This is a genomic window from Kitasatospora cineracea, from assembly GCF_003751605.1.
Lineage (GTDB): Bacteria > Actinomycetota > Actinomycetes > Streptomycetales > Streptomycetaceae > Kitasatospora > Kitasatospora cineracea.
Map to the genome: position 1 here is coordinate 1,276,266 of NZ_RJVJ01000002.1, position 23,735 is coordinate 1,300,000.

The following is a 23,735-nucleotide window of genomic DNA, read 5'->3' on the forward strand; positions in this document are numbered from 1 at the left end:
CGGGCGTTCGGCACTACTGGTGGGGCCTTCAGCCGACCTTGCGGTCGATCGCCGCCGCGACCAGGCCCGCGAACAGCGGGTGCGGGCGGGTCGGGCGGGACTTCAGCTCGGGGTGGGCCTGGGTGGCGACCAGGTAGGGGTGCACCTCGCGCGGGTACTCGACGTACTCGACCAGGTCGCCCTTCGGGGAGAGGCCGGAGAACTGCAGGCCGGTCTTCTCCAGGTCGGCGCGGTAGGCGTTGTTGACCTCGTAGCGGTGGCGGTGGCGCTCCTCGACGTACTGCTCGCCGCCGTACACCTCGCGCACGATCGAGCCCTCGGCGAGCTTCGCCGGGTACAGGCCCAGGCGCATGGTGCCGCCCAGGTCGCCCTTGCCGTCGACGATGGCCAGCTGCTCGGCCATGGTCGAGACGACCGGGTACTTCGCCGCGGCGTCGAACTCGGTGGAGTTGGCCTCGGGCAGGCCGGCCAGGTTCCGGGCGGCCTCGATGACCACGCACTGCAGGCCCAGGCACAGGCCCAGCAGCGGGATCCGGTTCTCCCGGCCGTAGGTGATCGCGGCGACCTTGCCGTCCACGCCGCGGTCGCCGAAGCCGCCGGGGATGCAGATCGCGTCCACGTCGCCGAGCTGCTCCTGGGCGCCCTCGGGGGTCTCGCAGTCGTCCGAGGCGACCCACTTGATCTGCACCCGGGCGTTGTTGGCGAAGCCGCCGGCCCGCAGCGCCTCGGTCACCGACAGGTAGGCGTCCGGCAGGTCGATGTACTTGCCGACCAGCGCGACCTTGACCTCGTGCTGCGGCTCGTGGACGCGGCGCAGCAGGTCGTCCCAGACCGTCCAGTCCACGTCGCGGAACGCCAGGTCCAGGCGGCGCACCACGTACGCGTCCAGGCCCTCGCCGTGCAGCACCTTGGGGATGTCGTAGATCGACTTGGCATCGATCGCGGCGACCACGGCCTCCTCGTCGACGTCGCACATCAGCGAGATCTTGCGCTTGATGGCCTGCGGCACCTCGCGGTCGGCGCGCAGCACGATCGCGTCGGGCTGGATGCCGATGTTGCGCAGCGCGGCCACCGAGTGCTGGGTGGGCTTGGTCTTCAGCTCGCCGGACGGGCCGATGTAGGGCAGCAGCGAGACGTGCACGAAGAAGACGTTGTCCCGGCCGACCTCGTGGCGGACCTGGCGGACGGCCTCCAGGAACGGCAGCGACTCGATGTCGCCGACGGTGCCGCCGACCTCGGTGATGACCACGTCGACGTCCTCGGTCGCCATCCGGCGGATCCGGGACTTGATCTCGTTGGTGATGTGCGGGATGACCTGGACGGTGTCGCCGAGGTACTCGCCGCGCCGCTCCTTGGCGATCACGGTGGAGTAGACCTGGCCGGTGGTGACGTTCGCCGAACCGTGCAGGTTGGTGTCGAGGAAGCGCTCGTAGTGGCCGATGTCGAGGTCGGTCTCGGCGCCGTCGTCCGTGACGAAGACCTCACCGTGCTGGAACGGGTTCATGGTGCCCGGGTCCACGTTGAGGTACGGGTCGAGCTTCTGCATCGTCACCCGCAGGCCGCGGGCCTTGAGCAGGGCGCCGAGGCTGGAGGCGGTGAGCCCCTTGCCGAGCGAAGAGGCGACACCCCCGGTGACGAAGAGGTGCTTGGTCGTCACGGCACGGCCGTTGGCCGACTTGCCGGAATGGGGCTGTGCCAAGAGGGGGCTCCCGTGGGTCGCGTGTCGGAGGGTGACGCCGGTGGAGGGGCTCCCGGCCCTCGTTCCCACCAGTTCCACGGGATACCAGCGTATCAGTGCCCCGGCGAGTGCTCGCCCGCGTCCGGGTACCGGGGCCCCGGGCGGATCGGCCGGACGGCGCATCCGGGCTGCTCGGAGCGGGGTCGCCCGGCATGGTCCCGGCACGCGCGGGCAGGCGGCGGGGGCGCGTGAAACCCCCCTAACCGCCCCGATCCACGTATTCTGCTCAAACGTCGACATCCTCGCCCGACCCGTGCGCGCCGTCCGCCGCGGGGCCCGCACGGAACGGAGAACCATGGCCGGTCGCATCGAGGACTACGCGCTGATCGGGGACATGCAGACCGCCGCGCTGGTCAGCCGGGACGGCGCGGTCGACTGGCTGTGCCTGCCCCGGTTCGACTCCCCCGCGGTGTTCGCCGGGCTGCTGGGCACCGACGAGCACGGCTTCTGGCGGATCGGCCCGGCCACACCGGTCGAGGCACCGTCCCCCGCCCCCGAACCCCGCTCCGCGCTGCTCGACAGCGGCGAGCCGCGCGTCCCTCCGGTCACCGCCGCCGCGCCCGCGGTCCCCTGCGACCGGCGCCGCTACCGCGGCGACTCGCTGGTCCTGGAGCAGGAGTGGGACACCCAGGGCGGCACCGTCCGGGTGATCGACTTCATGCCGCCGCGCCACCTGCTCGGCACGCCCGACGTCCCGCAGATGATCCGCATCGTCGAGGGCCTGGCCGGCACCGTCCGGATGCGCTCGGCGGTGCGGATGCGCTTCAGCTACGGCCGGATCGTGCCCTGGGTGCACCGGGTCGAGCACCCGGACGTCGGGCACCGCACCGTCGCCGTCGCCGGGCCCGACTCGGTGTGGCTGGACGGCATGGCCGAGACCTACGGGCGCGACCTGACCACCTACGCCGACTTCACCGTCTCCGCCGGCCAGCGGATCGCCTTCGGCCTGACCTGGAAGGCCTCGCACGAGTCGGCCCCCGTCCCGCCGGACGCCGAGGGCGCGCTCGCCTCCACCGAGCGGTTCTGGCGCGAGTGGGTCGCCCAGTGCACCTACCAGGGCCCCTACCGGGAGGCCGTGGTCCGCTCGCTGATCACCCTCAAGGCGCTCACCTACGCCCCCACCGGCGGCATCGTCGCCGCCCCCACCACCTCGCTGCCCGAGGACCTCGGCGGCGAGCGCAACTGGGACTACCGCTACACCTGGCTGCGCGACGCCGCGATCACCCTGTCCTCGCTGCTGCGCACCGGCTACCGCGAGGAGGCCCGGGCCTGGCGCGAGTGGCTGCTGCGCGCGGTGGCCGGCGACCCGGAGAACCTGCAGATCATGTACGGCATCGCCGGGGAGCGCGAACTCACCGAGTCCGAGCTCGACTGGCTGCCCGGCTACGAGGGCTCCCGCCCGGTCCGGGTCGGCAACGGCGCCGCCGGGCAGCTCCAGCTCGACGTGTACGGCGAGGTCGTCGAGGCGCTGCACCTGGCCACCATGTCCGGCCTGTCCCGGCACGACCACGCCCACCAGCTGCAGCTGCGCCTGATCGAGTACCTCGAGGAGCACTGGCGCAACCCGGACGAGGGCATCTGGGAGGTCCGCGGGCCGCGCCGGCACTTCGTGCACTCCAAGGTGATGGCCTGGGTCGCCGTCGACCGCACCCTCAAGCTGCTGGCCCAGGCCGAGGACCCGCCGCCCGGCCTGGTCGAGCGCTGGACGGCGCTGCGCGCCGAGATCCACGCCGACGTGTGCGCCCGCGGCTACGACGAGCAGCGCAACACCTTCACCCAGTACTACGGCGGCCGGGAGCTGGACGCCTCGCTGCTGCTGATCCCGCAGGTCGGCTTCCTGCCGCCGGACGACAAGCGCGTCATCGGCACCATCGAGGCGATCCAGCGCGAACTGTCCACCGAGGACGGCTTCGTGCTGCGCTACCCCACGCACGACGACGACGGCAACAACGTCGACGGGCTGTCCGGGCACGAGGGCGCGTTCCTGGCCTGCTCGTTCTGGCTGGCCGACGACCTGGCGATGATCGGCCGGGTCGGCGAGGCCCGCGAGCTGTTCGAACGGCTGCTGGCGCTGCGCAACGACGTCGGGCTGCTCGCCGAGGAGTGGGACCCGCGGGCCCGCCGCCAGGTCGGCAACTTCCCGCAGGCGTTCAGCCACGTCCCGCTGATCGACACCGCGCTGCGGCTGACCGCCGCCGGCGGCCTCAACCTGTCGGGCTGACGGCCGCTCACTCCTCCTCCGGGCGGCCGAACATCACCTCGGCCGCCCGGCCGGCCCGCCAGGCCAGCAGCGGGGCGAGCAGCAGCAGCGCCACCCACAGCGCGTACAGCACCGCCATGCCCGGGGTGTAGCCCGAGGAGTGGGTCAGGCCCAGGACCAGCACGAACGTCCCGGCCAGGCCGATCAGCGCGGCGGCGCCCACGCACAGCAGCAGCGCCGTCCCGCCGACCAGCAGGGCCGCGCCGCGCAGCAGCAGGCCCGCCAGCGGGGCGCCGACGCCCTCCAGCAGGACGCCCGCCGAGTACCCGGCGAGCAGCGCGGCGGCCGCCGTCACCGCGTACGACGAGGGCCGCGACCAGTCCTGGTAGCCGAGCAGGTGCCGGGCCGCGAACGACCAGTCGAAGCGGGCGCCGTCGGCGATCCGCGGGCGGCCCTCGAGCGGGGTGTAGGTGACCATCGCCAACTGGCCCAGCGCGTAGGCGGTGGCGACGAACCCGGCACCCGCCAGCACGAAGCCGAGCGCGGCCCGCTGCCGCTCGCCGGTGCGCTCCCGCAGCAGCGCGCCGCCCGCGGCGACCGCGGCGGAGGTCCGGCGGGCCAGCGCGACCCAGCTCGCCGCCGCGCCGGCGGCCGCCCACAGCGCCAGCAGCACCGCCGGGACGCCGATCGCGGCGGCCAGCCGGGTCAGCAGGTCCTCCGGGGTGGGGACGGGTGTCATGGCCGGAGGGTAGGACGGTCCGGCCGCCCCGTCCACGGGCCGGACGCCCGAAAGCGCGTCAGTTCTGACGCTGCGCCAGTTCGTCGTAGATGGACAGCACCTGGGCGACGGTGGCCGCCTCGTCCGGCCAGGTGGCGGCCTGCGCCCGGCCGGCGGCGGCGAGTTCGGCCCGGCGGTCCGGGTCGGCGAGCAGCTCGCGGACGGCGCCGCCCAGCGCCCGCGGGTCGGCGAAGGGCACCAGCACGGCGGCATCGCCCACCAGTTCGGGCACCCCGCCCACCGCGGTGGCGACCACCGGGACGCCGGCCCGCATCGCCTCCTGGGCGACCAGCGAGCGGGCCTCCCAGCGGGAGGAGAGCACCACCAGGTCGGCGGCGGCCAGCAGGTCGGGGATGTCGGTGCGGTAGCCGAGCAGCTCGACGGGCAGCTGCTCGGCGGCGACCCGCTCGCGCAGGCCCTGCCGCTCGGGGCCGTCCCCGGCCAGCAGGACGCGCGGGGCCGGGCCGCCGGGCGCGGCGAAGTGCCCGACGGCGTCGAGCAGCAGCGCGAAGCACTTCTGCGGGACGAGCCGGCCGATCGCCAGCACCACCGGGCGGCCGTCGTCGCCGCCGGGCAGCGCCTTGCGGGCGGTGTCCCGGTCGAGGGTCCCGGGCGGCATCGGCGGGGCGGCGACCGGGCCCAGCCGGGCGTCGGTGGCGCCGAGTTCGCGGGCCCGGGCGACCAGGTCGGAGGAGGCGCCGAGGACCAGGTCGGCGGCCCGCACCACCCGGCGCTCCATCAGGCGCTGCAGGCGGCGGTCGAGCCCGGTGGTGAGCAGCGCGTGGTGCGAGGTGACCACCAGCGGGGTCTCCGGGCGGATGCCGGGGAAGCGCCCGGCGGTGCGCAGCGCCAGGTCGGACAGCAGGCCGGCCCGCAGGCCGTGGGCGTGCACGATGTCGGCGCCGGTGAAGGCGCGGCGCAGCTCGCCGATCGCGGTGGCGTCGCTGCGGGCGCCGGAGGTCGGGGTGATGTCGACGGTGTGCAGCCGGGCGCCGGCCGCCGAGAACCCGAACAGCCGGTCGGTGCCCTCGGGCGCGCAGACCGTGACGGTGACGCCGTGCGCGACCAGTCCCCGGGTGAGGGAGCGCACGTGGGCGCCGATGCCGCCGGTCGCGGCGGCGAGGACGAGCACCACGTGCAGCTGGGGGGCCGCGGCGGCCCGGGCGGCGGAATGGTCCACGTCTGTCTCGCTCCGACTCGTTGTCAGCTGGTGTCCGTCCGCCACGATGCCAGGTCGGTCCACCTCTTGGACAGTCGGCACCGCTGCGGGCGCGTCGCCCGCAGCGGTGCGGCCGCGGCCGGGGTCAGCGGGCGCGGGCGGTGCGGGCGGCCTCCAGCAGCTCCTCGGCGTGCGCCCGGCCCAGCTCGGAGTCCTCCAACCCGGCGAGCATCCGGGACAGTTCGCGCACCCGCTCCTCGTCGCTGAGGGTCTTCACGCCGCTGCGGGTGACGATGCCGTCGTTGGTCTTCTCCACCACCAGGTGCCGGTCGGCGAACGCGGCGACCTGCGGGAGGTGGGTGACCACCACGACCTGCGCGCTGCGTGCGAGTTTGGCCAGCCGGCGGCCGATCTCGACCGCCGCCTTGCCGCCGACGCCCGCGTCGACCTCGTCGAACAGGTAGGTCGGGACGGGGTCGGCGCCCGCGAACACCACCTCGACGGCCAGCATCACCCGCGACAGCTCGCCCCCGGAGGCGCCCTTGGCGATCGGGCGGGGCTGCGCACCGGGGTGCGGGGCCAGCAGCACCTCGACCTCGTCGACGCCGTGCGGGCCGTAGGCGACGCTGCGGCCCTCCAGCTCGATGCCGGCCAGGTCGTCGAGCTGGCTGATCGCGAACGTCACCCGGGCGTGCGGCATGGCGAGTTCGGCGAGCTCGTCGGAGACCGCGGCGGCGAACTTGTCGGCGGCGGCGTGCCGGGCCTGCGAGACCTCGGCCGCCAGGTCGGCCAGCCGGGCGCGCAACTCGGTCTCCCGCGCGCCGAGTTCGTCGATCCGCTCGTCGTCGCCGTCGAGCTCCAGCAGCCGCACCGAGCCGGTCTCGGCCCAGCCGAGCACCTCGGCGAGGGTGCCCTCGGTGCCCGCGTACTTGCGCACCAGGTGGGCCAGCACGGCCCGGCGGTCCTCGACGGCGGCCAGCCGGACCGGGTCGGCGTCCAGGTCGTCGGCGTACCCGGCGAGGTCGCCGGCCACGTCGGCCAGCAGGTAGCCGCACTCGCCGAGCCGGTCGGCGAGGGCCGCCAGGCGCTCGTCGTGGTGGCGCACCGCGTCGACGGCGCGGCGGGCCTGCGCGAGCAGGGTGCCCGCGTCCACGGCCTCCGGGTCGGCCGGGTCGCCCGCCAGGGCGGCGTGCGCCAGCGTCGCCGCGGAGGACAGCGCGTCGGCGTGGCCGAGCCGCTCGGCCTCCACGGCCAGCTCGGCGTCCTCCCCGGCGACCGGCTCGGCGGCGGCGACCTCCTCCAGGCCGAAGCGCAGCAGGTCGGCCTCCTGGGCGCGCTCGCGGGCCCGGGTGGTCAGCTCCTCCAGCGTCGCGGAGACCTCGCGCAGCTCCCGGTACACCTCCCGGTAGCGGGCCAGCGGCTCGGCGACGGCCTCGCCCGCGTACCGGTCCAGCGCGCCGCGCTGCCGGGACGGGCGCAGCAGCCGCTGCTGGTCGGTCTGGCCGTGCACGGCGATCAGGTCCTCGCCGAGCTCGGCGAGCAGCCCGACCGGCACCGAGCGGCCGCCGACGTGCGCCCGCGAGCGGCCCTCGGCGGAGACGGTGCGGCTGACCAGCAGCTCGCCGTCGTCCAGCTCGGCGCCCGCCTCCAGCGCGCGGGCCACCACCGGCGAGGCCGGGTCGAGGGTCAACCGCCCCTCCACCACGGCCCGTTCGGAGCCGTTGCGCACCAGCGCCGGGTCGGCCCGGCCGCCGAGCAGCAGACCGAGGCTGGTCACCACCATGGTCTTGCCCGCGCCGGTCTCGCCCGTGACGGCGGTGAAGCCGGGGGCGAGCTCGACCACCGCATCGTCGATGACACCCAGATCCCGTATCCGCATCTCGTCCAACACGGAGACGACCTTACGAGGTTCCACCGTCGCTTTGCGACGACCGCCCCCCGTTTCACACCTGAGTGGCGGCCCCGGCCCGGTCGCCCGCGCCGGATCGGCGGCCGGTCAGAACCTGCGGAGGAAGGAGCCGAGCGACTTCACCGCGGCGTCGGCCAGGTCGGCGACCGCCCGGCCGAGCTGGTCCAGCTCCTCGGAGAGGGGGCCCGGCTCCGGCCGGTCCCCGGCCGCTGCCCCGGCCTCGACCGGCTCGCCCCGGTAGCCGACCGGCCCCTCGTTGACGCGCTGGGACCACCCGAGGAAGGAGCTGCCGTCCCCGGTCAGCCCGATGGACGCCGAGCAGGCCCGCTGGTCGGTCCAGGCGATGCGGTCGAAGGGGGTCTCCTCGCCCACGGCGAGGTGGATCGTGAGCGGGCCGCCCCGGTGCCAGCGGCCGCCCCAGCCGCTCTCGGTGGAGAAGGTGCGGGTGGCGGCCGGGTCGCAGTCGCCGGGGAAGGCCCGGCGGTCGGTCAGGGTGCCGCGCAGCTCGTACCACCGGCCGTCGGCGTCGCGGGTGTGGCCGTAGAAGGTGGTCAGCTCCAGGGCGAACTCGACGGACGCCTCCGCGCCGGACCGCACCCGCCAGTCGATCCGGGCCGGCATCGCGCCCTCGCCGGAGTCGAGGTGCAGCCGCCAGGGCGCGGTGGGCTCCCACTCCTGCGCGCCCGGTGCCCGGCGGTCCGTCCGGTAGGTCAGCAGCGACCGGCCCGCGGAGTCGGCGAGCCAGGCGCGCTCGGCCCCGTCGCGGTCCCAGACGGGCTCGGCCAGCACCCGGTACAGCCACAGGTGCGAACGCGCGTCGGCAGAGGTGCGGAGCGTCAGGCTGTTGGTCTCCCCCGGGACGAGCAGCTCGGCGGGGACGGCGAGGACGACCTGCTGCGGGATGTCCCCGCCGCCGGGTATCCGGTAGTCCCCGACGATCGCCTTGGAGTTGACGGCCACGTCGAGCGGCGCGAAACCGGGCCGGGCCCCCAGCTTGGAGACGAGGGCGCGGACCTTCACCGTGAGCTCGTCCGTCACGCCCTCCGGCGAGACCTCGAACTCGACGGTGACCGTGGCCCCGGCGTCGAGCGCGAGGTGGTCGCGGGCGAAGCCGGCCCGTTCGGTGCCGACCACGGCGTTGCCGGTCCGGGGGACGGCGGTGGAGAAGTCGACGAACACGGGCTGCACTTGGGCTCCTTGGAACGACCACTGGGCACGGGTGACTCGGCTCCGGATGATGCCACGGCCCGGTGACGCCCGGCCCCCGGCAGCCGCGGGGGAACAGCCGGGGCCCGGGGGCTGGCGGGGCCGCGCTGCCGGCGGCCGGATCCCGTCGGAGGTCGGGGCTGCTGCGTGTCTTCGGCGGAACCACGAGCAGGTGCGCGCGACGGCGGTGAACCGCCGGCAGAACCGTGCTCGCCGTTCCCCGAACCCCTGGCGGGGCTCTCGCCGTTCAGGCCGGCACGGTCAGCCGCGGCAGGAGGAACTGCACCAGCGGGCCGATCGCCAGGGCGTACGCGACCGTGCCGGGGCCGAAGGTGCCGCCGAGGGCGATGCCGGCGGTCAGGACGGTCAGCTCGATGCAGGTGCGGATCAGCCGCACGGAGCGGCCGGTGCGCCGGTGCAGGCCGGTCATCAGGCCGTCGCGGGGGCCGGGGCCGAGGCGGGCGCCGATGTAGAGGCCGGTGGCGAGGGCGTTGAGGAGGATGCCGACGGCGAGCAGCGGGATCCGGACGGCGAGGGCGTGCGGGTGCGGGACGAGGGAGAGGGTGGCGTCCATCGCCACGCCGAGGACGGCCACGTTGCCGACCGTGCCGATGCCGGGCCGCTGGCGCAGCGGGATCCACAGCAGCAGCACCAGCGCGCCGACCAGCGTCACCCAGGTGCCGACGCTGAGGGGGGCGTGCCGGGCCAGCCCCTGGTGGAAGACGTCCCACGGGTTGCCGCCGAGCGAGGAGCGCAGCACCAGGCCCATCGAGACGCCGTACAGCACCAGGCCGACGGCCAGCTGGACGAGACGGCGGGGCAGGCGGCGGGACGGACCGGTGCGGGACGGGGACAGGGGCAGGGAGACGACCGCCATCGGGTGGACCTCTTCTCGGTGCGGTGCTTGCCGTTCTTCGGCACTGCACGCCACTATGGGGAGTCCAAAACCGGACCCGACAGGGCCAATCCGAACCGATTGGACTGATTGCAGATGGCCGAGTGGCACAGCACGCTCACCCCGTACGCCCTCGCCCGCCAGCTGCCCGCCCCGGACGGCCGCCGCCCCGCCTACCGCGCCCTGGCCGCCCAGGTCTCCCGGCTGGTCGCCGACGGCCGCCTCCCGGTCGGCACCCGGCTGCCCGCCGAACGCGAGCTCGCCGCCGAACTGCACCTCTCCCGCACCACCGTCGCCGCCGCCTACGAGGCCCTGCGCACCGACGGCTACCTGCGCTCGCGCCGCGGCGCCGGCTCCTGGACCGCCCTGCCCGAGGGCACCTCGCCGCCCGCCGACGCGCTGCACCCCGTCTCCCCCGAGCAGGGCGCCGTCCTCGACCTGGGCCTGGCCGCCCCCACCGCCCCGCCGCAGCTCGCCGAGGCCGCCGCGCACGCCGTCGCCCAACTGCCCGCCTACACCGGCGGGCACGGCAACTACCCGACCGGCCTGCCGGTGCTGCGCGAGGCCGTCGCCCGCCGCTACACCGAACGCGGCCTGCCCACCGGCCCCGAGCAGGTCCTGGTCACCACCGGCGCGATGAGCGCCCTGCACCTGGCCCACCAGGCGCTGCTGGCCCGCGGCGACCGGGTCGCCGTCGAAGCCCCCAGCTACGCCAACACGCTGCGCGCCCTGGACCGGGCCGGCGCCCGCCTGGTGCCCGTCCCGCTGAGCGCCGACGGGGCCGGGCGCACCGGCTGGGACCTCGCCCAGTGGCAGCGGGTGCTGCGCGGCGCCGCACCCCGGCTGGCCTCCGTCATCCCGGACTTCCAGAACCCCACCGGCGCCCTCGTCGACGAGGACCAGCGCCGCGCCCTGCTCGCCCACGCCCGGGCCGCCGGCACCGCCGTGATCGCCGACGAGACCTGCGCCGAACTCGGCTGGGACGTCGCCGACGCCGACCTGCCCCGCCCGCTGGCCGCGCTCGACCGGGACGCCCAGGTGATCACCGTCGGCTCGGCCGGCAAGATCCTCTGGCCCGGCCTGCGGATCGGCTGGCTGCGCGCCCAGCCCTCCCTGGTCCGCAAGCTCGCCTCCGACCGGGCCCTGTACGACCTCGGCACGCCCGTCCTCGACCAGCTGGTCGCGGCCCGGCTGCTGACCGACCACCTGCCCGCCGTCCGGGCCGAACGGCACGCCCAGCTGCGGGCCACCGCCGAGGCGTTCGCCCGCGAGCTGCCCCGGCACTTCCCCGCCTGGCGCTTCGCCCTGCCGCCCGGCGGCCTCGCCCTGTGGGCCGCCACCCCCGGTCTGCCCACCAGCGCGCTGGCCCGGGCGGGCGAGCGCACCGGCGTCCGGATCGCCTCCGGCGCCCGGTTCGGCGTCGACGGCGCGTTCGAGGAGCACCTGCGGCTGCCGCTCACCCTGCCCGCCGCACACGTCCCCGACGCGCTGCGGCGGATCGCCGAGGCCGCCGCCCTGGCCCGCACCGAACGCCTCGCGGGCACCGACCCGGCCCCCGCCGCGCTCTGACCCGGCCCGCCCGGCCGTGACGGGCCGTCACCGCGGCCGGGCCGTCACCGCGGCGCCGCGGCCGGGCCGTCACCGCGGCGCCGCGGCCGCGACGGCCCGCCCTGTCGCGATGACGGGCCGTCAACTGCCGCCGCGGGCCGCTCAGTGCGCCGAGCGGCCGCGCCAACCCGTCACCGGCAGCGCGAACTTGGCGACCAGCCGGTCCGTGAACGGCGCCCGGTGCAGCCGGGCCAGCCGCACCGGCGTCTTGCCCCGGCGCACCTCCACCCGCGCCCCGGCCGGGAGTTCGACCGAGCGGCGGCCGTCGCACCACAGCACCCCGTGCGGGGTCCTCGGCTGCACCTCCACCGCCAGCACCGAGTCCGGCGAGGTCACCAGCGGCCGTGCGAACAGCGCGTGCGCACTGATCGGCACCATCAGCAGCGCCTCCACCTCCGGCCACACCACCGGCCCGCCGCCGGAGAACGCGTACGCCGTGGAGCCCGTCGGCGTGGACAGCACCACCCCGTCGCAGCCGAAGTTCGACACCGGGCGGCCGTCCACCTCGGTGACCACCTCCAGCATCCGCTCCCGGGCCGCCTTCTCCACCGACGCCTCGTTCAGCGCCCAGTCCTCGTGCAGCACGTCACCGTTGGTGCGCACCAGCACGTCGATGGTCATCCGCTCCTCGACCTCGTAGTCGGCGGCCACCACCCGCTCCACCACCGTGGCCAGGTCGTCGCGCTCCGCCTCGGCGAGGAACCCCACCCGGCCCAGGTTGATCCCGAGCATCGGCAGCCCCGACTCGCGGGCCAGCTCCGCCCCGCGCAGCAGCGTGCCGTCCCCGCCCGCGACCAGGATCAGCTCGCAGCCGTCGGCCGCGCCGTGCCCGCCGGGCACCAGCTCCACCCCGTCCGGCAGGTCCAGGCCCACCGCCTCCGACTCCAACAGCCGGATCCGGATCCCCGCCCGCAGCAGGCCGTCCACCAGCCCTTCGACGCTGCGCAGCGCCGCCTCCCGGCCGGTGTGCGCGATCAGGAAGACCGTACGACGATCGCTCATTCCCCGCTGCCCTCTCCCTACGCCCGCCGGGCCGTTGCGGCCCGGCCACGACCTGCCAGTCTGCGCAACGCCCGGACGCCTGCCAAGTACCCTACTTGGGCCCCTCGGCCACGGCCCGGTCCGCCGCCGCCGGATCCAGCGGTTCCGCATCCCGGCGCAGCCACAGGAAGTACTCCACGTTCCCCGACGGCCCCGGCAGCGGCGACGCCGCCACCGCCCGCACCCCGAGGCCCGACTCCCAGGCCTGCCCGGCCACCTGCCGGATCGTCTCCGCCCGCAGCTCCGGCGACCGCACCACCCCGCCCGAGCCCAGCCGGTCCTTGCCGATCTCGAACTGCGGCTTCACCATCAGCACCAGGTCCGCGTCCGGCGCCGCGCAGCGGGCCAGCGCCGGCAGCACCAGGCCCAGCGAGATGAACGACAGGTCGCCCACCACCAGGTCCACCAGCTCCCCGCCGATCAGCTCCGGCGTCAGCTCCCGCACGTTGGTGCGGTCCATCACCGTCACCCGCTCGTCGCTCTGCAACGACCAGGCCAGCTGCCCGTAGCCGACGTCCACCGCCAGCACGTGCGCCGCGCCCGTGCGCAGCAGCACGTCGGTGAACCCGCCCGTGGACGCGCCCGCGTCCAGCGCCCGACGGCCCGCCACCACCAGGCCCTGCGGCCCGAACGCCGCGAACGCGCCCGCCAGCTTGTGCCCGCCGCGCGACACGTAGTCCGGGTCCGCGTCGTCCTTCGCCACCACCACCGCCGCCGCGGTCTCCACCTGCGTCGCGGACTTCGTCGCCACCGTCCCGCCCACCGTCACCCGGCCCGCCGCGATCAGCTCGCTCGCGTGCTCCCTCGAACGGGCCAGCTTGCGGCGCACCAGCTCCGCGTCCAGACGGCGTCGTGCCACTGCCACTGCTACGTCAGCTCCCACATCGGACGGTCCCTACCCGCGGTCCAGCGCCGCGAGGGTCGCGGCGAGCCGCGCATGGACATCTTCGTACACCTCGGCCCACTGCTCCGCCCCCGCCCCGTCCGGCTCCCCCAGCCGGGCCAGCGCCCCGTCCACCTCGGGCACCCCCGTCCACGGCCCCTCACTCACCGCCGTCCCCCTCCGCCCCGGCCTTCCCCCCGGACGCCGCCCGCTTGGCCGGAGCCTTCTTCGCCGCGGTCTTCTTCGCCGCGGCCTTCTTCGCCGCGGCCTTCTTCGCGGGCGACGGCGCGTCCGCGGCCGACGCCCGCGCCGGGGAGCCGTCGGCGGGCCGACCGGACGGGGCGGCCTTCTTCGCGCCCGGGCTCCGCTTCACCGGCGCCTTCTTCACGGGCAGCGGCGCACTCGGGGACTGCGCCTGCGCCGAGGAACCGTCGGCGGACCGGCCGGACGCCGGGGCCGCCTTCCGCGCCGCGGCCTTCTTCGCCGTACCGGGCCGCTTCGCCGCCGCCTCGGCGGGCGTCCCGACCGCACCGGCCGCACCCGCGGCCCGGCGCGGCACCGAGCGCTGCGCCGACGCCTGCTTCGCCGCCGCGCCCTTGCGCGCCGCCGCCTTCCGCGCCGGAGCCCGCCGCGGCCCCGCCTGCGCGCCGGCCGCCGCCCGACGGCGCGCCGCCGCCACGTCCTCGGCCACCGGTGCCACCGGCGCCTCCGGCTCCGCGTCCCAGCCCGCGTCGAACAGGCCCTGCGCCCGCGCCGCCGGACGCACCGGCGGTGCGTCCGGCTCCGCGGGCTCCGGCTCCGCCACCGGCTGCTCCGCCGCCGTCCCGGCCTCCGGCTCCTCGTCGACCTCCCGCAGCTTCGACTCCAGGAAGCTCAGCACCACGCCGACCTTCACCACCTGGTCGCCGACCTTCTCGAACACCCGCTCCACCTCGCCCCGGGCCACCCCGGCCACCAGGTCGACCCCGGCCCGCCCGGCCGTCACCGCCTCCCCGGCCAGCACCCTCAACTGCTCGGCCCCGGGCGGCAGTTCACCCCCCTGCTTGAGCAACTCCCCGGCCGTGTCCAGTACCCGGCGGCCCGCCTCCTCGGCCAACTCCGCCGCCACCACCAGCACGCCCCGCACGCCCCGCACCGCGTCCTGCAGCATCCGCCTGCCTCCTCGCCGCCACCACCGACTACCCGCACCGACGCTACCCGATCCCCCCACCACGCACCGGAGCCCGCGCGAACCCGTTCCACCGGCCGACGTACCCCCGCCCCGCACTCCCCCGGAACGGGCACCGCCGCCGGACGGCCCTGCGCTAGCGTGGGACGCCGAACGACCACCGACGGGAGCAAGCCGCACACATGGCCACCATCGAGGAGTGCCGCACCGCACTGGAGCAGCTCAGCCGCAACCTCGCCGCCGCCGGCGGCGACATCCGCAAGGCCACCGCCCTCGACCGCTCCCTCAGCTGCCACCTCACCGACCTCGGCCTGACCTTCACCGGCCGCCTCACCGACGGACGGCTCACCGGCATCACCGACGCCCCCGGCCCGCCCGCCACCAAGGCCGACATCAAGCTCACCACCACCGGCGACGACCTGGTCGCCCTGGTCGACGGCAAACTCCCCTTCCCCACCGCCTGGGCCACCGGCCGCCTCAAGCTCGACGCGAGCTTCCGCGACCTGCTGCGCCTGCGCACCCTGCTCTGAGCCGCCCGGCGGCCCCCCCGCCGACGGCCCGTCAGCAGCGCCGCGCCACCGCCCCCGGCACCACCGCGGGCACCAGCTCGTCCAACGGCTCGGCGCCGACCGTCCCGTCCCCGTCCCGGACCACCGCGGCCACCAGCGGGCCCACCACCGCGAACGGCTCCTCCAGCGCGTAGTAGCGGCGCGTACCGCCCGCCAACCGCTCGGAGCCCAGCTCGTACACGTGCACCGGCAGCGCCCCGCAGGACACCCCGGTCACCCGCTCCCGGTCCGTCCTGAACGTCAGCTCCCAGTGCCCCGAGAACATCGCCGCGGACCCGGTCCACAGCGACGGCCCCGCCGACAGCGGACCGGACCCGGCCCCCGCGCAGGTGGACCACGGCAGCTCGGGCGAGCCCAGGCAGCGGTTCCCGGACCGCGCCACCCAGCCGAAGAGCGGATGCCCGTCGAACGACCCCGCCGGCACCGCCGAATCCGGCACCCCCGCCCCGCCGCCCGAGGACGGACCCGACGACGGGACCGGAGCCGAGGACGGCGCCCCCGGCCGGGAGGCCGGCGCCGGCACCACCACCGGACCGCCCCGCGACGTGCACCCCGCCGACGCCAGCAGCAGCACGCACCCGGCCGCCGCCACCACACCCGACCGTCCGCGCACCATCCCACCCCCCAGGACGACCCGAACCCACCCGGGGATACCCGCCCCGACGGCCCGTCAACCCGCCGCGGGCAGCCCCGCCAAGGCCTTCGCCGACTCCGGCGCCGCCCCGTGCCCGTCCGCCCACGTCCACGCCGCCGCGCACAGCGCCCGCAGCGCGTCGATCCGCCCGCCCGCGCCGTCCAGCACCAGCACGCCGCCCTCCGCGCCCGCCGTCCAGCCCCCGCAGCCGAACCGGCCGCCGCCCAGCGCCGCCACCTCCGGCTGCGCCTCCAGCAGGCCCCGCAGGTCCTCCGCCAGGTACGTCGGACGGTGCCGCACCGGCGCGGCCAGCACCTGCTCCGGCGTGGCGATGCCGGTGAACACCAGCAGCGAGTCCACCCCGCCGTTGAACGCGCCCTCGATGTCGGTGTCCAGCCGGTCCCCGACCACCAGCGGGCGCTTCGCGCCCGTCCGCAGCACCGTCTCCCGGTGCATCGGCGGCAGCGGCTTGCCCGCCACCTCCGGCTCCACGCCGGTCGCCGCCCGCACCGCCGCCACCAGCGTCCCGTTGCCCGGCGCGATGCCCCGCGCCGTCGGGATCGACAGGTCCGTGTTCGACGCCACCCACGGCAGCCCCCGGCCCACCGCGTACGAGGCCTCCGCCAGGTCCGCCCAGCCCACCGACGGGTCGTAGCCCTGCACCACCGCCGCCGGACCGTCCTCCAGCGAACGCACCGGCACCAGCCCGCGCTCCTCCAACGCCTCCACCAGCCCCGCCCCGCCGACCACCAGCACCCGCGACCCGGCCGGCACCTTCTCCGCCACCAGCCGCGCCGCCGCCTGCGCCGAGTTGATCACGTCCGCCGGATCGGCCGGCACGCCCAGCTCCGTCAGGTGCTCCGCCACCACCCGCGGCGGCCGCGACGCGTTGTTGGTGACGTACGCCAACCGCATCCCGGCCGCCCGGGCCCGCTCCAGCGACTCCACCGCGTGCACGATCGCGTGCGGCCCGGCGTACACCACCCCGTCCAGGTCCAGCAGCGCCGTGTCGTACGCCTCCGTCAGCGCCTGGGCACTGGCCCCCGGCACGCTCCGCACCACCGCGGCGTTCTCCGTCATCGCTGCTCCACCCTCGTCACCTCGAACCGACCCGAACACCCGCCACCCTATGGCGCGGCCGGATCCTCCGGCGGCGCCAGGTACCCGGGCGCCCCCGGCAGCAGCGGCCCGTACGCCCCCGCCCGGGCCGCCAGCGTCGCCCTGGTCTGCCGCAGCGCCGACTGGTAGTGCCGGTTGCCCGGCTGCATCGCCACCGCCAGCGCCAGGTGCTCCGCCGACGTCTCGAAATCGCCCAGCCGGGCCGCCGACACCCCCCACCCGAACTGCGCGTAGTCGTCCGACGGATCGGCCTCCGCCACCGCCCGGAAACTCTCCAGCGCCCGCGCGTACTGCCCCGCGTCGAACTGCGCCCGCGCCAGCGCCTCCCGGATCGACCCCGACCCCGGCTCCGCCTCCGCCGCCCGCGCCAGCAACTGCACCGCCGCCGCCGGGTGCTTCTCCTCCAACAGCCGCACCCCGCGCCGGAACCAGTCGTACACCCCGCCGCCCGGCACCCCGGCCCCGCCGCCGCTCCCCTCCGGAACCGCCGCCCCGCCGTCGCCCTCGTGCTCCCGGTGAGTCATCCGCCGCTACCCCGCTTCCCGTTCGCCCCGCCCATGACCTGGACGTCCGCCCTCATCCCGATCTCCCAACAAGCACTACCCGACTAACATGCCCAGAATGAGCGCCCCTCGTGCCGAAACCGGCAACGAGCCCTCGGGCGGCCCCGGAGACCCCGGGCACGTCGCCACCGCAGGGCTGTCCCTGTCCCCGTTCCGCGGCCTGCGCTACGACCCGCACCGGGTCGGCGACCTGGCCGCGGTCACCTCCCCGCCGTACGACGTGGTCGACCCCGGACGGCGCCTGGACCTGGAGACCGCGGACCCGCACAACATCGTCCGCCTGATCCTCCCCCGCCCCGAACCCGACGACGCCGGCCACCGCCCCGACCGCGACACCCGCTACCGGCACGCCGCCCGCCTGCTCCGCGACTGGCGCCAACAGGGCGTCCTGGCCGCCGACCCGCGCCCCGCCCTGTACGTCTACGAGCAGCGCACCCCCGCCGGCACCCTCCAGCGCGGCCTGATCGGCGCCCTCGCCGTCAGCGGCCCCGAAGCCGGCATCGTCCTCCCGCACGAGGACGTCATGCCCAAACCCGTCGCCGACCGGGTCGGCCTGATGCGCACCACCCGCGCCAACCTCGAACCCCTGCTGCTCACCTACCGCGGCCACGGCCGCGCCGCCGACGTCATCGAACGCACCGCCACCACCGACCCGCTGCTCGCCACCACCACCAGCGACGGCACCCACCACCGCCTGTGGGCCGTCACCGACCCCGCCGACCTGGCCGCCGTCACCCGCGACCTGGCCGGCTGCCGCGCCCTGATCGCCGACGGCCACCACCGCTGGGAGATGTACCTGCGCCTGCAGCGCGAACACCGCCACCTGCCGCGCAGCCCCTGGGACCGCGGCCTGGTCCTGCTCGTCGACACCGACCGCTACCCGCTGCGGGTCCGCGCCATCCACCGCGTCCTGCAACGCCTCCCGCTGGACGCCGCGCTCGCCGCCCTCGACCCCGCCGCCTGGCAGACCACCGACCTCCCCGGCACCCTCCCCGACGCCCTGCACGCCCTCGCCGAGGCCCAGCACACCCCCGGCAACTCCTTCGTCCTCACCGACGGCACCGGCCGCTTCCACCTCCTCACCGGCCCCGACGAGGCCACCCTCGCCGACACCGTCCGCACCGACCGCCCCGAGGAGTGGCGCCGCCTGGACGCCACCGTCCTGCACGCCGTCCTGCTCGACCGCACCTGGCACGTCCCCGACAGCCCCGAGCACATCGGCTACCTGCACTCCGCCGAGGCCGCCGTCCGCGAGGCCGCCCGCACCGGCGGCACCGCCGTCCTGCTCCACCCCGTCGAGGAACGCGTGGTGCGCCACCTCGCCGAACAGGGCGTCACCATGCCCCGCAAGTCCACCTCCTTCGGCCCCAAACCGGCCACCGGACTGGTCCTGCGCTCCCTCGAACTCGGCTGACACCCCACCCCCCGCCACACGGAGAAGGCCCCCGTCCCTACCCGGAACGGGGGCCTTCCTCTCACCGCCTGCGGATCAGCCCTGCTTCTTCGGCTGCCCCGGCTGCTCCTCGAACGAGTCCTCGTCGTAGTCCTCGTCGATCTCGAGGTCGTCCTCGTCGTAGAACTCCTCGACGTCCTCCTCGTCCTCGAAGATCATCCGGTCGTCGCCGACGTCGTCCTTGTCGATCTGACGGCGCACCGGCTCCACGGCCTCCGCGCCCTCGTCCTCGACCTCGGCGTCCTCGTCCAGCGCGTCGGTGAACTCGATGCCGTCGATCTCCGCGAGCCGCTCGGCCGCGTTGGTCGACCCGTCCGTGTCCGCCTCCACGGCCTTCACGAACCACTCCCGGGCCTCGTCCGCCCGACCCGCCGCGATCAGCGCGTCCGCGTACGCGTAGCGCAGCCGCGCCGTCCACGGGTGGATCGCCGAGGACGCCAGCTCCGGGCTCTGCAGCGTCACCACGGCCGCGTCGAACTGCTCCAGGTCCGCCCGGGCACCCGCCGCGACCAGCCGCATCTCGACCTGACCCGCCTTGTCCAGCTGCTTCACCTCGGGCTCACCGGCCATCGCCAGCGCCCGCTCCGGCCGGCCCAGACCGCGCTCGCAGTCCGCCATCACCGGCCACAGGTCCACCCGACCGGTCATCCGCTTCGCCGCCCGGAACTCGGTCAGCGCCTCCGAGTACCGCTGCGTCATGTACGAGGCGAACCCCGCCGCCTCCCGCACGCTCGCCACCCGCGACGCCAGCCGCAGCGCGACCCGCGAGTAGTTGTAGGCCTCCTCCGGCTCGCTGTCGAGCAGCCGCGCCACCATCACCAGGTTGCGCGCCACGTCGTCCGCCAGCGTCTTCGGCAGGCTCTTCAGGTCCTGCTTGACGTCCGCGTCGATCTCGAACCCGGTCACGTCGTCCGGAATCGGCAGCCGCTTCACCGGCTCTTGACGCCGCTCGTCGTACCCACCCCGGTCGTCCCGCCCACCGCGGTACCCACCCCGGTCGTCACGCCCGCCCCGGTACCCACCCCGGTCGTCCCGACGCTCGTAACCACCGCTGCGCTGCGGCCGGTCGTCCCGACGCTCGAAGCCGCCACTGCGCTGCGGACGGTCGTCCCGGGAACGGAACCCGCCACCCTGCGGCCGGTCGTCCCGACGCTCATAGCCACCGCTGCGCTGCGGACGGTCGTCACGGTCCCGCCCGTACGACGGCCGGTCCTCACGCGGACGGAACCCACCACGGTCCCCGCCCTGCGGACGGTCGTACCCGCCACTGCGCTGCGGACGGTCATCCCGACGCTCGAAGCCGCCACTGCGCTGCGGACGGTCGTCGAACGAACGCTCCTCACGCGGACGGAACCCACTACGGTCCCCACCCTGCGGACGGTCGTACCCACCACTGCGCTGCGGACGCTCGTCCCGGCGCTCGAAGCCGCCACTGCGCTGCGGACGGTCGTCACGGTCCCGCCCGTACGACGGCCGGTCCTCACGCGGACGGAACCCACCACGGTCCCCACCCTGCGGACGGTCATCCCGCCCACGGAACCCACCACGGTCCCCACCCTGCGGACGGTCGTACCCACCACTGCGCTGCGGACGGTCATCCCGGGAACGGAACCCACCACCCTGCGGCCGGTCGTCCCGACGCTCGTAACCACCGCTGCGCTGCGGACGGTCGTCGAACGAACGCTCCTCACGCGGACGGTACCCACCGCCCTGCGGACGGTCGTAGCCGCCACTGCGCTGCGGACGGTCGTCCCGGCGCTCGAAGCCACCGCTGCGCTGCGGACGGTCGTAGCCACCGCTGCGCTGGGGACGGTCGTCGCGGTCCCGCCCGTACGACGGCCGGTCCTCACGCGGACGGAACCCACCACGGTCGCCACCCTGCGGACGGTCATCCCGCCCACGGAACCCACCACGGTCCCCGCCCTGCGGACGGTCGTCGCGGCCGCGGTAACCGCCACCGCCGCCGCCACCGTACGAGGGGCGGTCGTCACGCGAACGGTAGCCACCGCCACCGCCGCTGCCACCGCCCTGCGGACGGTCGTCGCGGCCGCGGTACCCACCGCCGCCACCACTGCCGCCGTACGACGGCCGGTCGTCACGGGAACGGAAACCCCCGCGGTCGCCGCCACGGTCACCGCGGTCGTCACGACCGCGGTAGCCGCCGCCTTCGCCACGGTCGTCACGACGCGGGCCGCGGTCGTTCGACCAGCCCCCGCGCGACCGGGGTTCGTAACCCCGGCCGCCGTCGTTACGGCGCTCCGGCCGGTCCTGGGGCGGGTTCGACATGCTGGTGACTCCTGTCTGCACACTGCGAGTTCGAGAGGCGCCACTGTCGATCCACCGACACCGGCGCGAGATCCGGACGTCTCCCGCACCCCACCAGGGCCCGGAACGTCCACCTTGTCCATTGTCCGGCATCCGGCAGAACACCGCGTCCGGGTGCCCGACCACCGTCCGCCGGCCGTCCACGTGTCCGGCCGATGCCCAACAAAAAAGGCCGAGGCCCCAGCGAATCGCTGGGGCCTCGGCCTATTGAATAATTGTTCGGCGGCGTCCTACTCTCCCACAGGGTCCCCCCTGCAGTACCATCGGCGCTGTGAGGCTTAGCTTCCGGGTTCGGAATGTAACCGGGCGTTTCCCTCACGCTATGACCACCGAAACCCTATCGGGTATTCAGCGAACACACTTTTCAGTTGAAAGTTGTGTTACTTAACCTGGCGGAGCCAAGAAAACTAGGCTCCGGACCGGCGATAGCTGTTCGCTACCCGGGAACCACACAGTGAACGCGAGCGTCTGAGGACAAGCCCTCGGCCTATTAGTACCGGTCAACTCCACCCCTCACAGGGCTTCCATATCCGGCCTATCAACCCAGTCGTCTACTGGGAGCCTTACCCTCTCAAGGAGGTGGGAGTGCTCATCTCGAAGCAGGCTTCCCGCTTAGATGCTTTCAGCGGTTATCCCTCCCGAACGTAGCCAACCAGCCATGCCCTTGGCAGGACAACTGGCACACCAGAGGTTCGTCCGTCCCGGTCCTCTCGTACTAGGGACAGCCCTTCTCAACACTCCTACGCGCACAGCGGATAGGGACCGAACTGTCTCACGACGTTCTAAACCCAGCTCGCGTACCGCTTTAATGGGCGAACAGCCCAACCCTTGGGACCTACTCCAGCCCCAGGATGCGACGAGCCGACATCGAGGTGCCAAACCATCCCGTCGATATGGACTCTTGGGGAAGATCAGCCTGTTATCCCCGGGGTACCTTTTATCCGTTGAGCGACGGCGCTTCCACAAGCCACCGCCGGATCACTAGTCCCTACTTTCGTACCTGCTCGACCCGTCAGTCTCACAGTCAAGCTCCCTTGTGCACTTACACTCAACACCTGATTGCCAACCAGGCTGAGGGAACCTTTGGGCGCCTCCGTTACCCTTTAGGAGGCAACCGCCCCAGTTAAACTACCCACCAGACACTGTCCCTGATCCGGATCACGGACCCAGGTTAGACATCCAGCACGACCAGAGTGGTATTTCAACGGCGACTCCACAACAACTGGCGTTGCTGCTTCACAGTCTCCCACCTATCCTACACAAGCCGAACCGAACACCAATATCAAGCTATAGTAAAGGTCCCGGGGTCTTTCCGTCCTGCTGCGCGAAACGAGCATCTTTACTCGTAATGCAATTTCACCGGGCCTGTGGTTGAGACAGTCGAGAAGTCGTTACGCCATTCGTGCAGGTCGGAACTTACCCGACAAGGAATTTCGCTACCTTAGGATGGTTATAGTTACCACCGCCGTTTACTGGCGCTTAAGTTCTCAGCTTCGCCCGACCGAAATCGGACTAACCGGTCCCCTTAACGTTCCAGCACCGGGCAGGCGTCAGTCCGTATACATCGCCTTACGGCTTCGCACGGACCTGTGTTTTTAGTAAACAGTCGCTTCTCGCTGGTCTCTGCGGCCACCACCAGCTCGGGGAGCAAGTCCCGTCACCAGCAATGGCCCCCCTTCTCCCGAAGTTACGGGGGCATTTTGCCGAGTTCCTTAACCACAGTTCACCCGAACGCCTCGGTATTCTCTACCTGACCACCTGAGTCGGTTTGGGGTACGGGCCGCCATGAAACTCGCTAGAGGCTTTTCTCGACAGCATAGGATCATCCACTTCACCACAATCGGCTCGGCATCAGGTCTCAGACACGTGTTGCGCGGATTTGCCTACGCAACGTCCTACACCCTTACCCCGGGACTACCACCGCCCGGGCTGGACTACCTTCCTGCGTCACCCCATCGCTCACCTACTACCCCGTTGGGTCACCGGCTCCACCACGTCCCTTTGTCCGAAGACTCCGGGCCGGCTTCACGGGCTTAGCATCAAGAGGTTCGACGTTGGCGCTTCAAAGCGGGTACGGGAATATCAACCCGTTGTCCATCGACTACGCCTGTCGGCCTCGCCTTAGGTCCCGACTTACCCTGGGCAGATCAGCTTGACCCAGGAACCCTTGGTCAATCGGCGCAAGAGTTTCCCACTCTTGTATCGCTACTCATGCCTGCATTCTCACTCGTGAACCGTCCACAACTCGATTCCTCGGCTGCTTCACCCGGCACACGACGCTCCCCTACCCATCACAGCCCCCGTTGGGGGTATTGCTGCAATGACACGACTTCGGTGGTGTGCTTGAGCCCCGCTACATTGTCGGCGCGGAATCACTTGACCAGTGAGCTATTACGCACTCTTTCAAGGGTGGCTGCTTCTAAGCCAACCTCCTGGTTGTCTCTGCGACTCCACATCCTTTCCCACTTAGCACACGCTTAGGGACCT

19 protein-coding genes and 2 rRNA genes (1 of these 21 only partly in view) are annotated in these 23,735 nt (G+C 73.9%); 4 read left to right on the forward strand and 17 right to left on the reverse strand.

The features are described from left to right. Nucleotides 1-28: 28 nt before the first annotated feature. The gene (locus EDD39_RS31905) at nt 29-1,699 is read right to left on the reverse strand and encodes a CTP synthase (protein WP_279638458.1); all 1,671 of its coding nucleotides are present in this window, start codon (nt 1,697-1,699) and stop codon (nt 29-31) included. Between the two features lie 334 nt (nt 1,700-2,033). On the opposite strand from EDD39_RS31905, the gene EDD39_RS31910 reads away from it, so the two are divergent. After that, on the forward strand, nt 2,034-3,959 hold the full coding sequence (locus tag EDD39_RS31910; protein WP_123562700.1) for a glycoside hydrolase family 15 protein: 1,926 nt from the start codon (nt 2,034-2,036) through the stop codon (nt 3,957-3,959). 7 nt (nt 3,960-3,966) lie between these two features. Here the strand turns inward: EDD39_RS31910 and EDD39_RS31915 are convergent, their stop codons facing one another. From EDD39_RS31915 to yczE, 5 genes are all read right to left on the reverse strand, one after another. Beyond that, complete coding sequence (locus EDD39_RS31915) at nt 3,967-4,677, reverse strand: hypothetical protein (RefSeq protein WP_123562702.1); 711 nt, start codon at nt 4,675-4,677, stop codon at nt 3,967-3,969. A gap of 58 nt (nt 4,678-4,735) precedes the next feature. Continuing rightward, on the reverse strand, nt 4,736-5,896 hold the full coding sequence (locus EDD39_RS31920) for a glycosyltransferase family 4 protein (protein WP_123562704.1): 1,161 nt from the start codon (nt 5,894-5,896) through the stop codon (nt 4,736-4,738). Between the two features lie 124 nt (nt 5,897-6,020). Then, nucleotides 6,021-7,754 carry a DNA repair protein RecN gene (gene recN / locus EDD39_RS31925; RefSeq protein WP_123563466.1) on the reverse strand — a complete coding sequence of 578 codons (1,734 nt, stop codon included), beginning with the start codon at nt 7,752-7,754 and terminating at the stop codon, nt 6,021-6,023. Nucleotides 7,755-7,871: 117 nt separating this feature from the next. Beyond that, nucleotides 7,872-8,972, reverse strand: a complete 1,101-nt coding sequence (locus tag EDD39_RS31930) for a hypothetical protein (RefSeq protein ID WP_123562706.1) — start codon at nt 8,970-8,972, stop codon at nt 7,872-7,874. A 265-nt stretch (nt 8,973-9,237) separates the two neighbouring features. After that, a complete protein-coding gene (yczE, locus tag EDD39_RS31935) occupies nt 9,238-9,867 on the reverse strand; it encodes a membrane protein YczE (RefSeq protein WP_123562708.1) in 630 nt (209 codons plus the stop codon). Nucleotides 9,868-9,981: 114 nt separating this feature from the next. Between yczE and yczR the strand changes: the two genes are divergently transcribed. Next, complete coding sequence (gene yczR, locus EDD39_RS31940; RefSeq protein ID WP_123562710.1) at nt 9,982-11,454, forward strand: MocR-like transcription factor YczR; 1,473 nt, start codon at nt 9,982-9,984, stop codon at nt 11,452-11,454. A 141-nt stretch (nt 11,455-11,595) separates the two neighbouring features. Here the strand turns inward: yczR and EDD39_RS31945 are convergent, their stop codons facing one another. The 4 genes from EDD39_RS31945 to EDD39_RS42345 all read right to left on the reverse strand — a co-directional run bounded on the left by EDD39_RS31945 (nt 11,596) and on the right by EDD39_RS42345 (nt 14,567). Continuing rightward, the gene (locus EDD39_RS31945; RefSeq protein WP_030461765.1) at nt 11,596-12,495 is read right to left on the reverse strand and encodes an NAD kinase; all 900 of its coding nucleotides are present in this window, start codon (nt 12,493-12,495) and stop codon (nt 11,596-11,598) included. Nucleotides 12,496-12,586: 91 nt separating this feature from the next. Beyond that, entirely contained in the window at nt 12,587-13,393 is an 807-nt protein-coding gene (locus EDD39_RS31950) for a TlyA family RNA methyltransferase (RefSeq protein WP_123562712.1), read from the reverse strand. Between the two features lie 36 nt (nt 13,394-13,429). Next, nucleotides 13,430-13,585 carry a hypothetical protein gene (locus EDD39_RS39970; RefSeq protein ID WP_157852447.1) on the reverse strand — a complete coding sequence of 52 codons (156 nt, stop codon included), beginning with the start codon at nt 13,583-13,585 and terminating at the stop codon, nt 13,430-13,432. Continuing rightward, nucleotides 13,578-14,567, reverse strand: coding sequence for a hypothetical protein (locus tag EDD39_RS42345; RefSeq protein ID WP_279638459.1), 990 nt, complete (start codon nt 14,565-14,567; stop codon nt 13,578-13,580). The genes EDD39_RS39970 and EDD39_RS42345 overlap by 8 nt, the downstream gene beginning before the upstream one ends. Nucleotides 14,568-14,767: 200 nt before the next feature. On the opposite strand from EDD39_RS42345, the gene EDD39_RS31960 reads away from it, so the two are divergent. Continuing rightward, the gene (locus EDD39_RS31960; protein WP_030461762.1) at nt 14,768-15,115 is read left to right on the forward strand and encodes an SCP2 sterol-binding domain-containing protein; all 348 of its coding nucleotides are present in this window, start codon (nt 14,768-14,770) and stop codon (nt 15,113-15,115) included. A 31-nt stretch (nt 15,116-15,146) separates the two neighbouring features. On the opposite strand, the gene EDD39_RS31965 is transcribed toward EDD39_RS31960, so the two are convergent. The 3 genes from EDD39_RS31965 to EDD39_RS31975 form a co-directional block, all read right to left on the reverse strand. Next, entirely contained in the window at nt 15,147-15,578 is a 432-nt protein-coding gene (locus EDD39_RS31965) for a hypothetical protein (protein WP_123562714.1), read from the reverse strand. A 246-nt stretch (nt 15,579-15,824) separates the two neighbouring features. Next, entirely contained in the window at nt 15,825-16,868 is a 1,044-nt protein-coding gene (locus tag EDD39_RS31970) for an HAD-IIA family hydrolase (RefSeq protein WP_123562716.1), read from the reverse strand. A gap of 47 nt (nt 16,869-16,915) precedes the next feature. After that, nucleotides 16,916-17,431: a tetratricopeptide repeat protein gene (locus EDD39_RS31975; RefSeq protein WP_123562718.1), complete on the reverse strand. Its 516-nt coding sequence runs from the start codon at nt 17,429-17,431 to the stop codon at nt 16,916-16,918. Between the two features lie 97 nt (nt 17,432-17,528). On the opposite strand from EDD39_RS31975, the gene EDD39_RS31980 reads away from it, so the two are divergent. Continuing rightward, entirely contained in the window at nt 17,529-18,884 is a 1,356-nt protein-coding gene (locus EDD39_RS31980; RefSeq protein ID WP_244257384.1) for a DUF1015 family protein, read from the forward strand. A 75-nt stretch (nt 18,885-18,959) separates the two neighbouring features. On the opposite strand, the gene EDD39_RS31985 is transcribed toward EDD39_RS31980, so the two are convergent. From EDD39_RS31985 to EDD39_RS32000, 4 genes are all read right to left on the reverse strand, one after another. Next, nucleotides 18,960-19,856 carry a tetratricopeptide repeat protein gene (locus EDD39_RS31985; protein ID WP_123562720.1) on the reverse strand — a complete coding sequence of 299 codons (897 nt, stop codon included), beginning with the start codon at nt 19,854-19,856 and terminating at the stop codon, nt 18,960-18,962. After that, nucleotides 19,853-21,106 carry a hypothetical protein gene (locus EDD39_RS31990; RefSeq protein WP_123562722.1) on the reverse strand — a complete coding sequence of 418 codons (1,254 nt, stop codon included), beginning with the start codon at nt 21,104-21,106 and terminating at the stop codon, nt 19,853-19,855. The genes EDD39_RS31985 and EDD39_RS31990 overlap by 4 nt, the downstream gene beginning before the upstream one ends. A 359-nt stretch (nt 21,107-21,465) precedes the next feature. Beyond that, a 5S ribosomal RNA gene (gene rrf, locus EDD39_RS31995) occupies nt 21,466-21,582 on the reverse strand. A 136-nt stretch (nt 21,583-21,718) separates the two neighbouring features. Next, nucleotides 21,719-23,735: ribosomal RNA gene (locus EDD39_RS32000) — 23S ribosomal RNA — on the reverse strand; it runs 1,089 nt beyond the window's last position.

Coding starts and splice junctions, on each gene's coding strand:
- recN (WP_123563466.1), bottom strand. CDS start 7,754: ATGCGGATACGGGATCTGGGTGTCATCGACGATGCGGTGGTCGAGCTC.
- EDD39_RS31970 (WP_123562716.1), bottom strand. CDS start 16,868: ATGACGGAGAACGCCGCGGTGGTGCGGAGCGTGCCGGGGGCCAGTGCC.
- EDD39_RS31980 (WP_244257384.1), top strand. CDS start 17,529: ATGAGCGCCCCTCGTGCCGAAACCGGCAACGAGCCCTCGGGCGGCCCC.
- EDD39_RS31945 (WP_030461765.1), bottom strand. CDS start 12,495: ATGAGCGATCGTCGTACGGTCTTCCTGATCGCGCACACCGGCCGGGAG.
- yczE (WP_123562708.1), bottom strand. CDS start 9,867: ATGGCGGTCGTCTCCCTGCCCCTGTCCCCGTCCCGCACCGGTCCGTCC.
- yczR (WP_123562710.1), top strand. CDS start 9,982: ATGGCCGAGTGGCACAGCACGCTCACCCCGTACGCCCTCGCCCGCCAG.
- EDD39_RS31960 (WP_030461762.1), top strand. CDS start 14,768: ATGGCCACCATCGAGGAGTGCCGCACCGCACTGGAGCAGCTCAGCCGC.
- EDD39_RS31910 (WP_123562700.1), top strand. CDS start 2,034: ATGGCCGGTCGCATCGAGGACTACGCGCTGATCGGGGACATGCAGACC.
- EDD39_RS31975 (WP_123562718.1), bottom strand. CDS start 17,431: ATGACTCACCGGGAGCACGAGGGCGACGGCGGGGCGGCGGTTCCGGAG.
- EDD39_RS42345 (WP_279638459.1), bottom strand. CDS start 14,567: ATGCTGCAGGACGCGGTGCGGGGCGTGCGGGGCGTGCTGGTGGTGGCG.
- EDD39_RS31915 (WP_123562702.1), bottom strand. CDS start 4,677: ATGACACCCGTCCCCACCCCGGAGGACCTGCTGACCCGGCTGGCCGCC.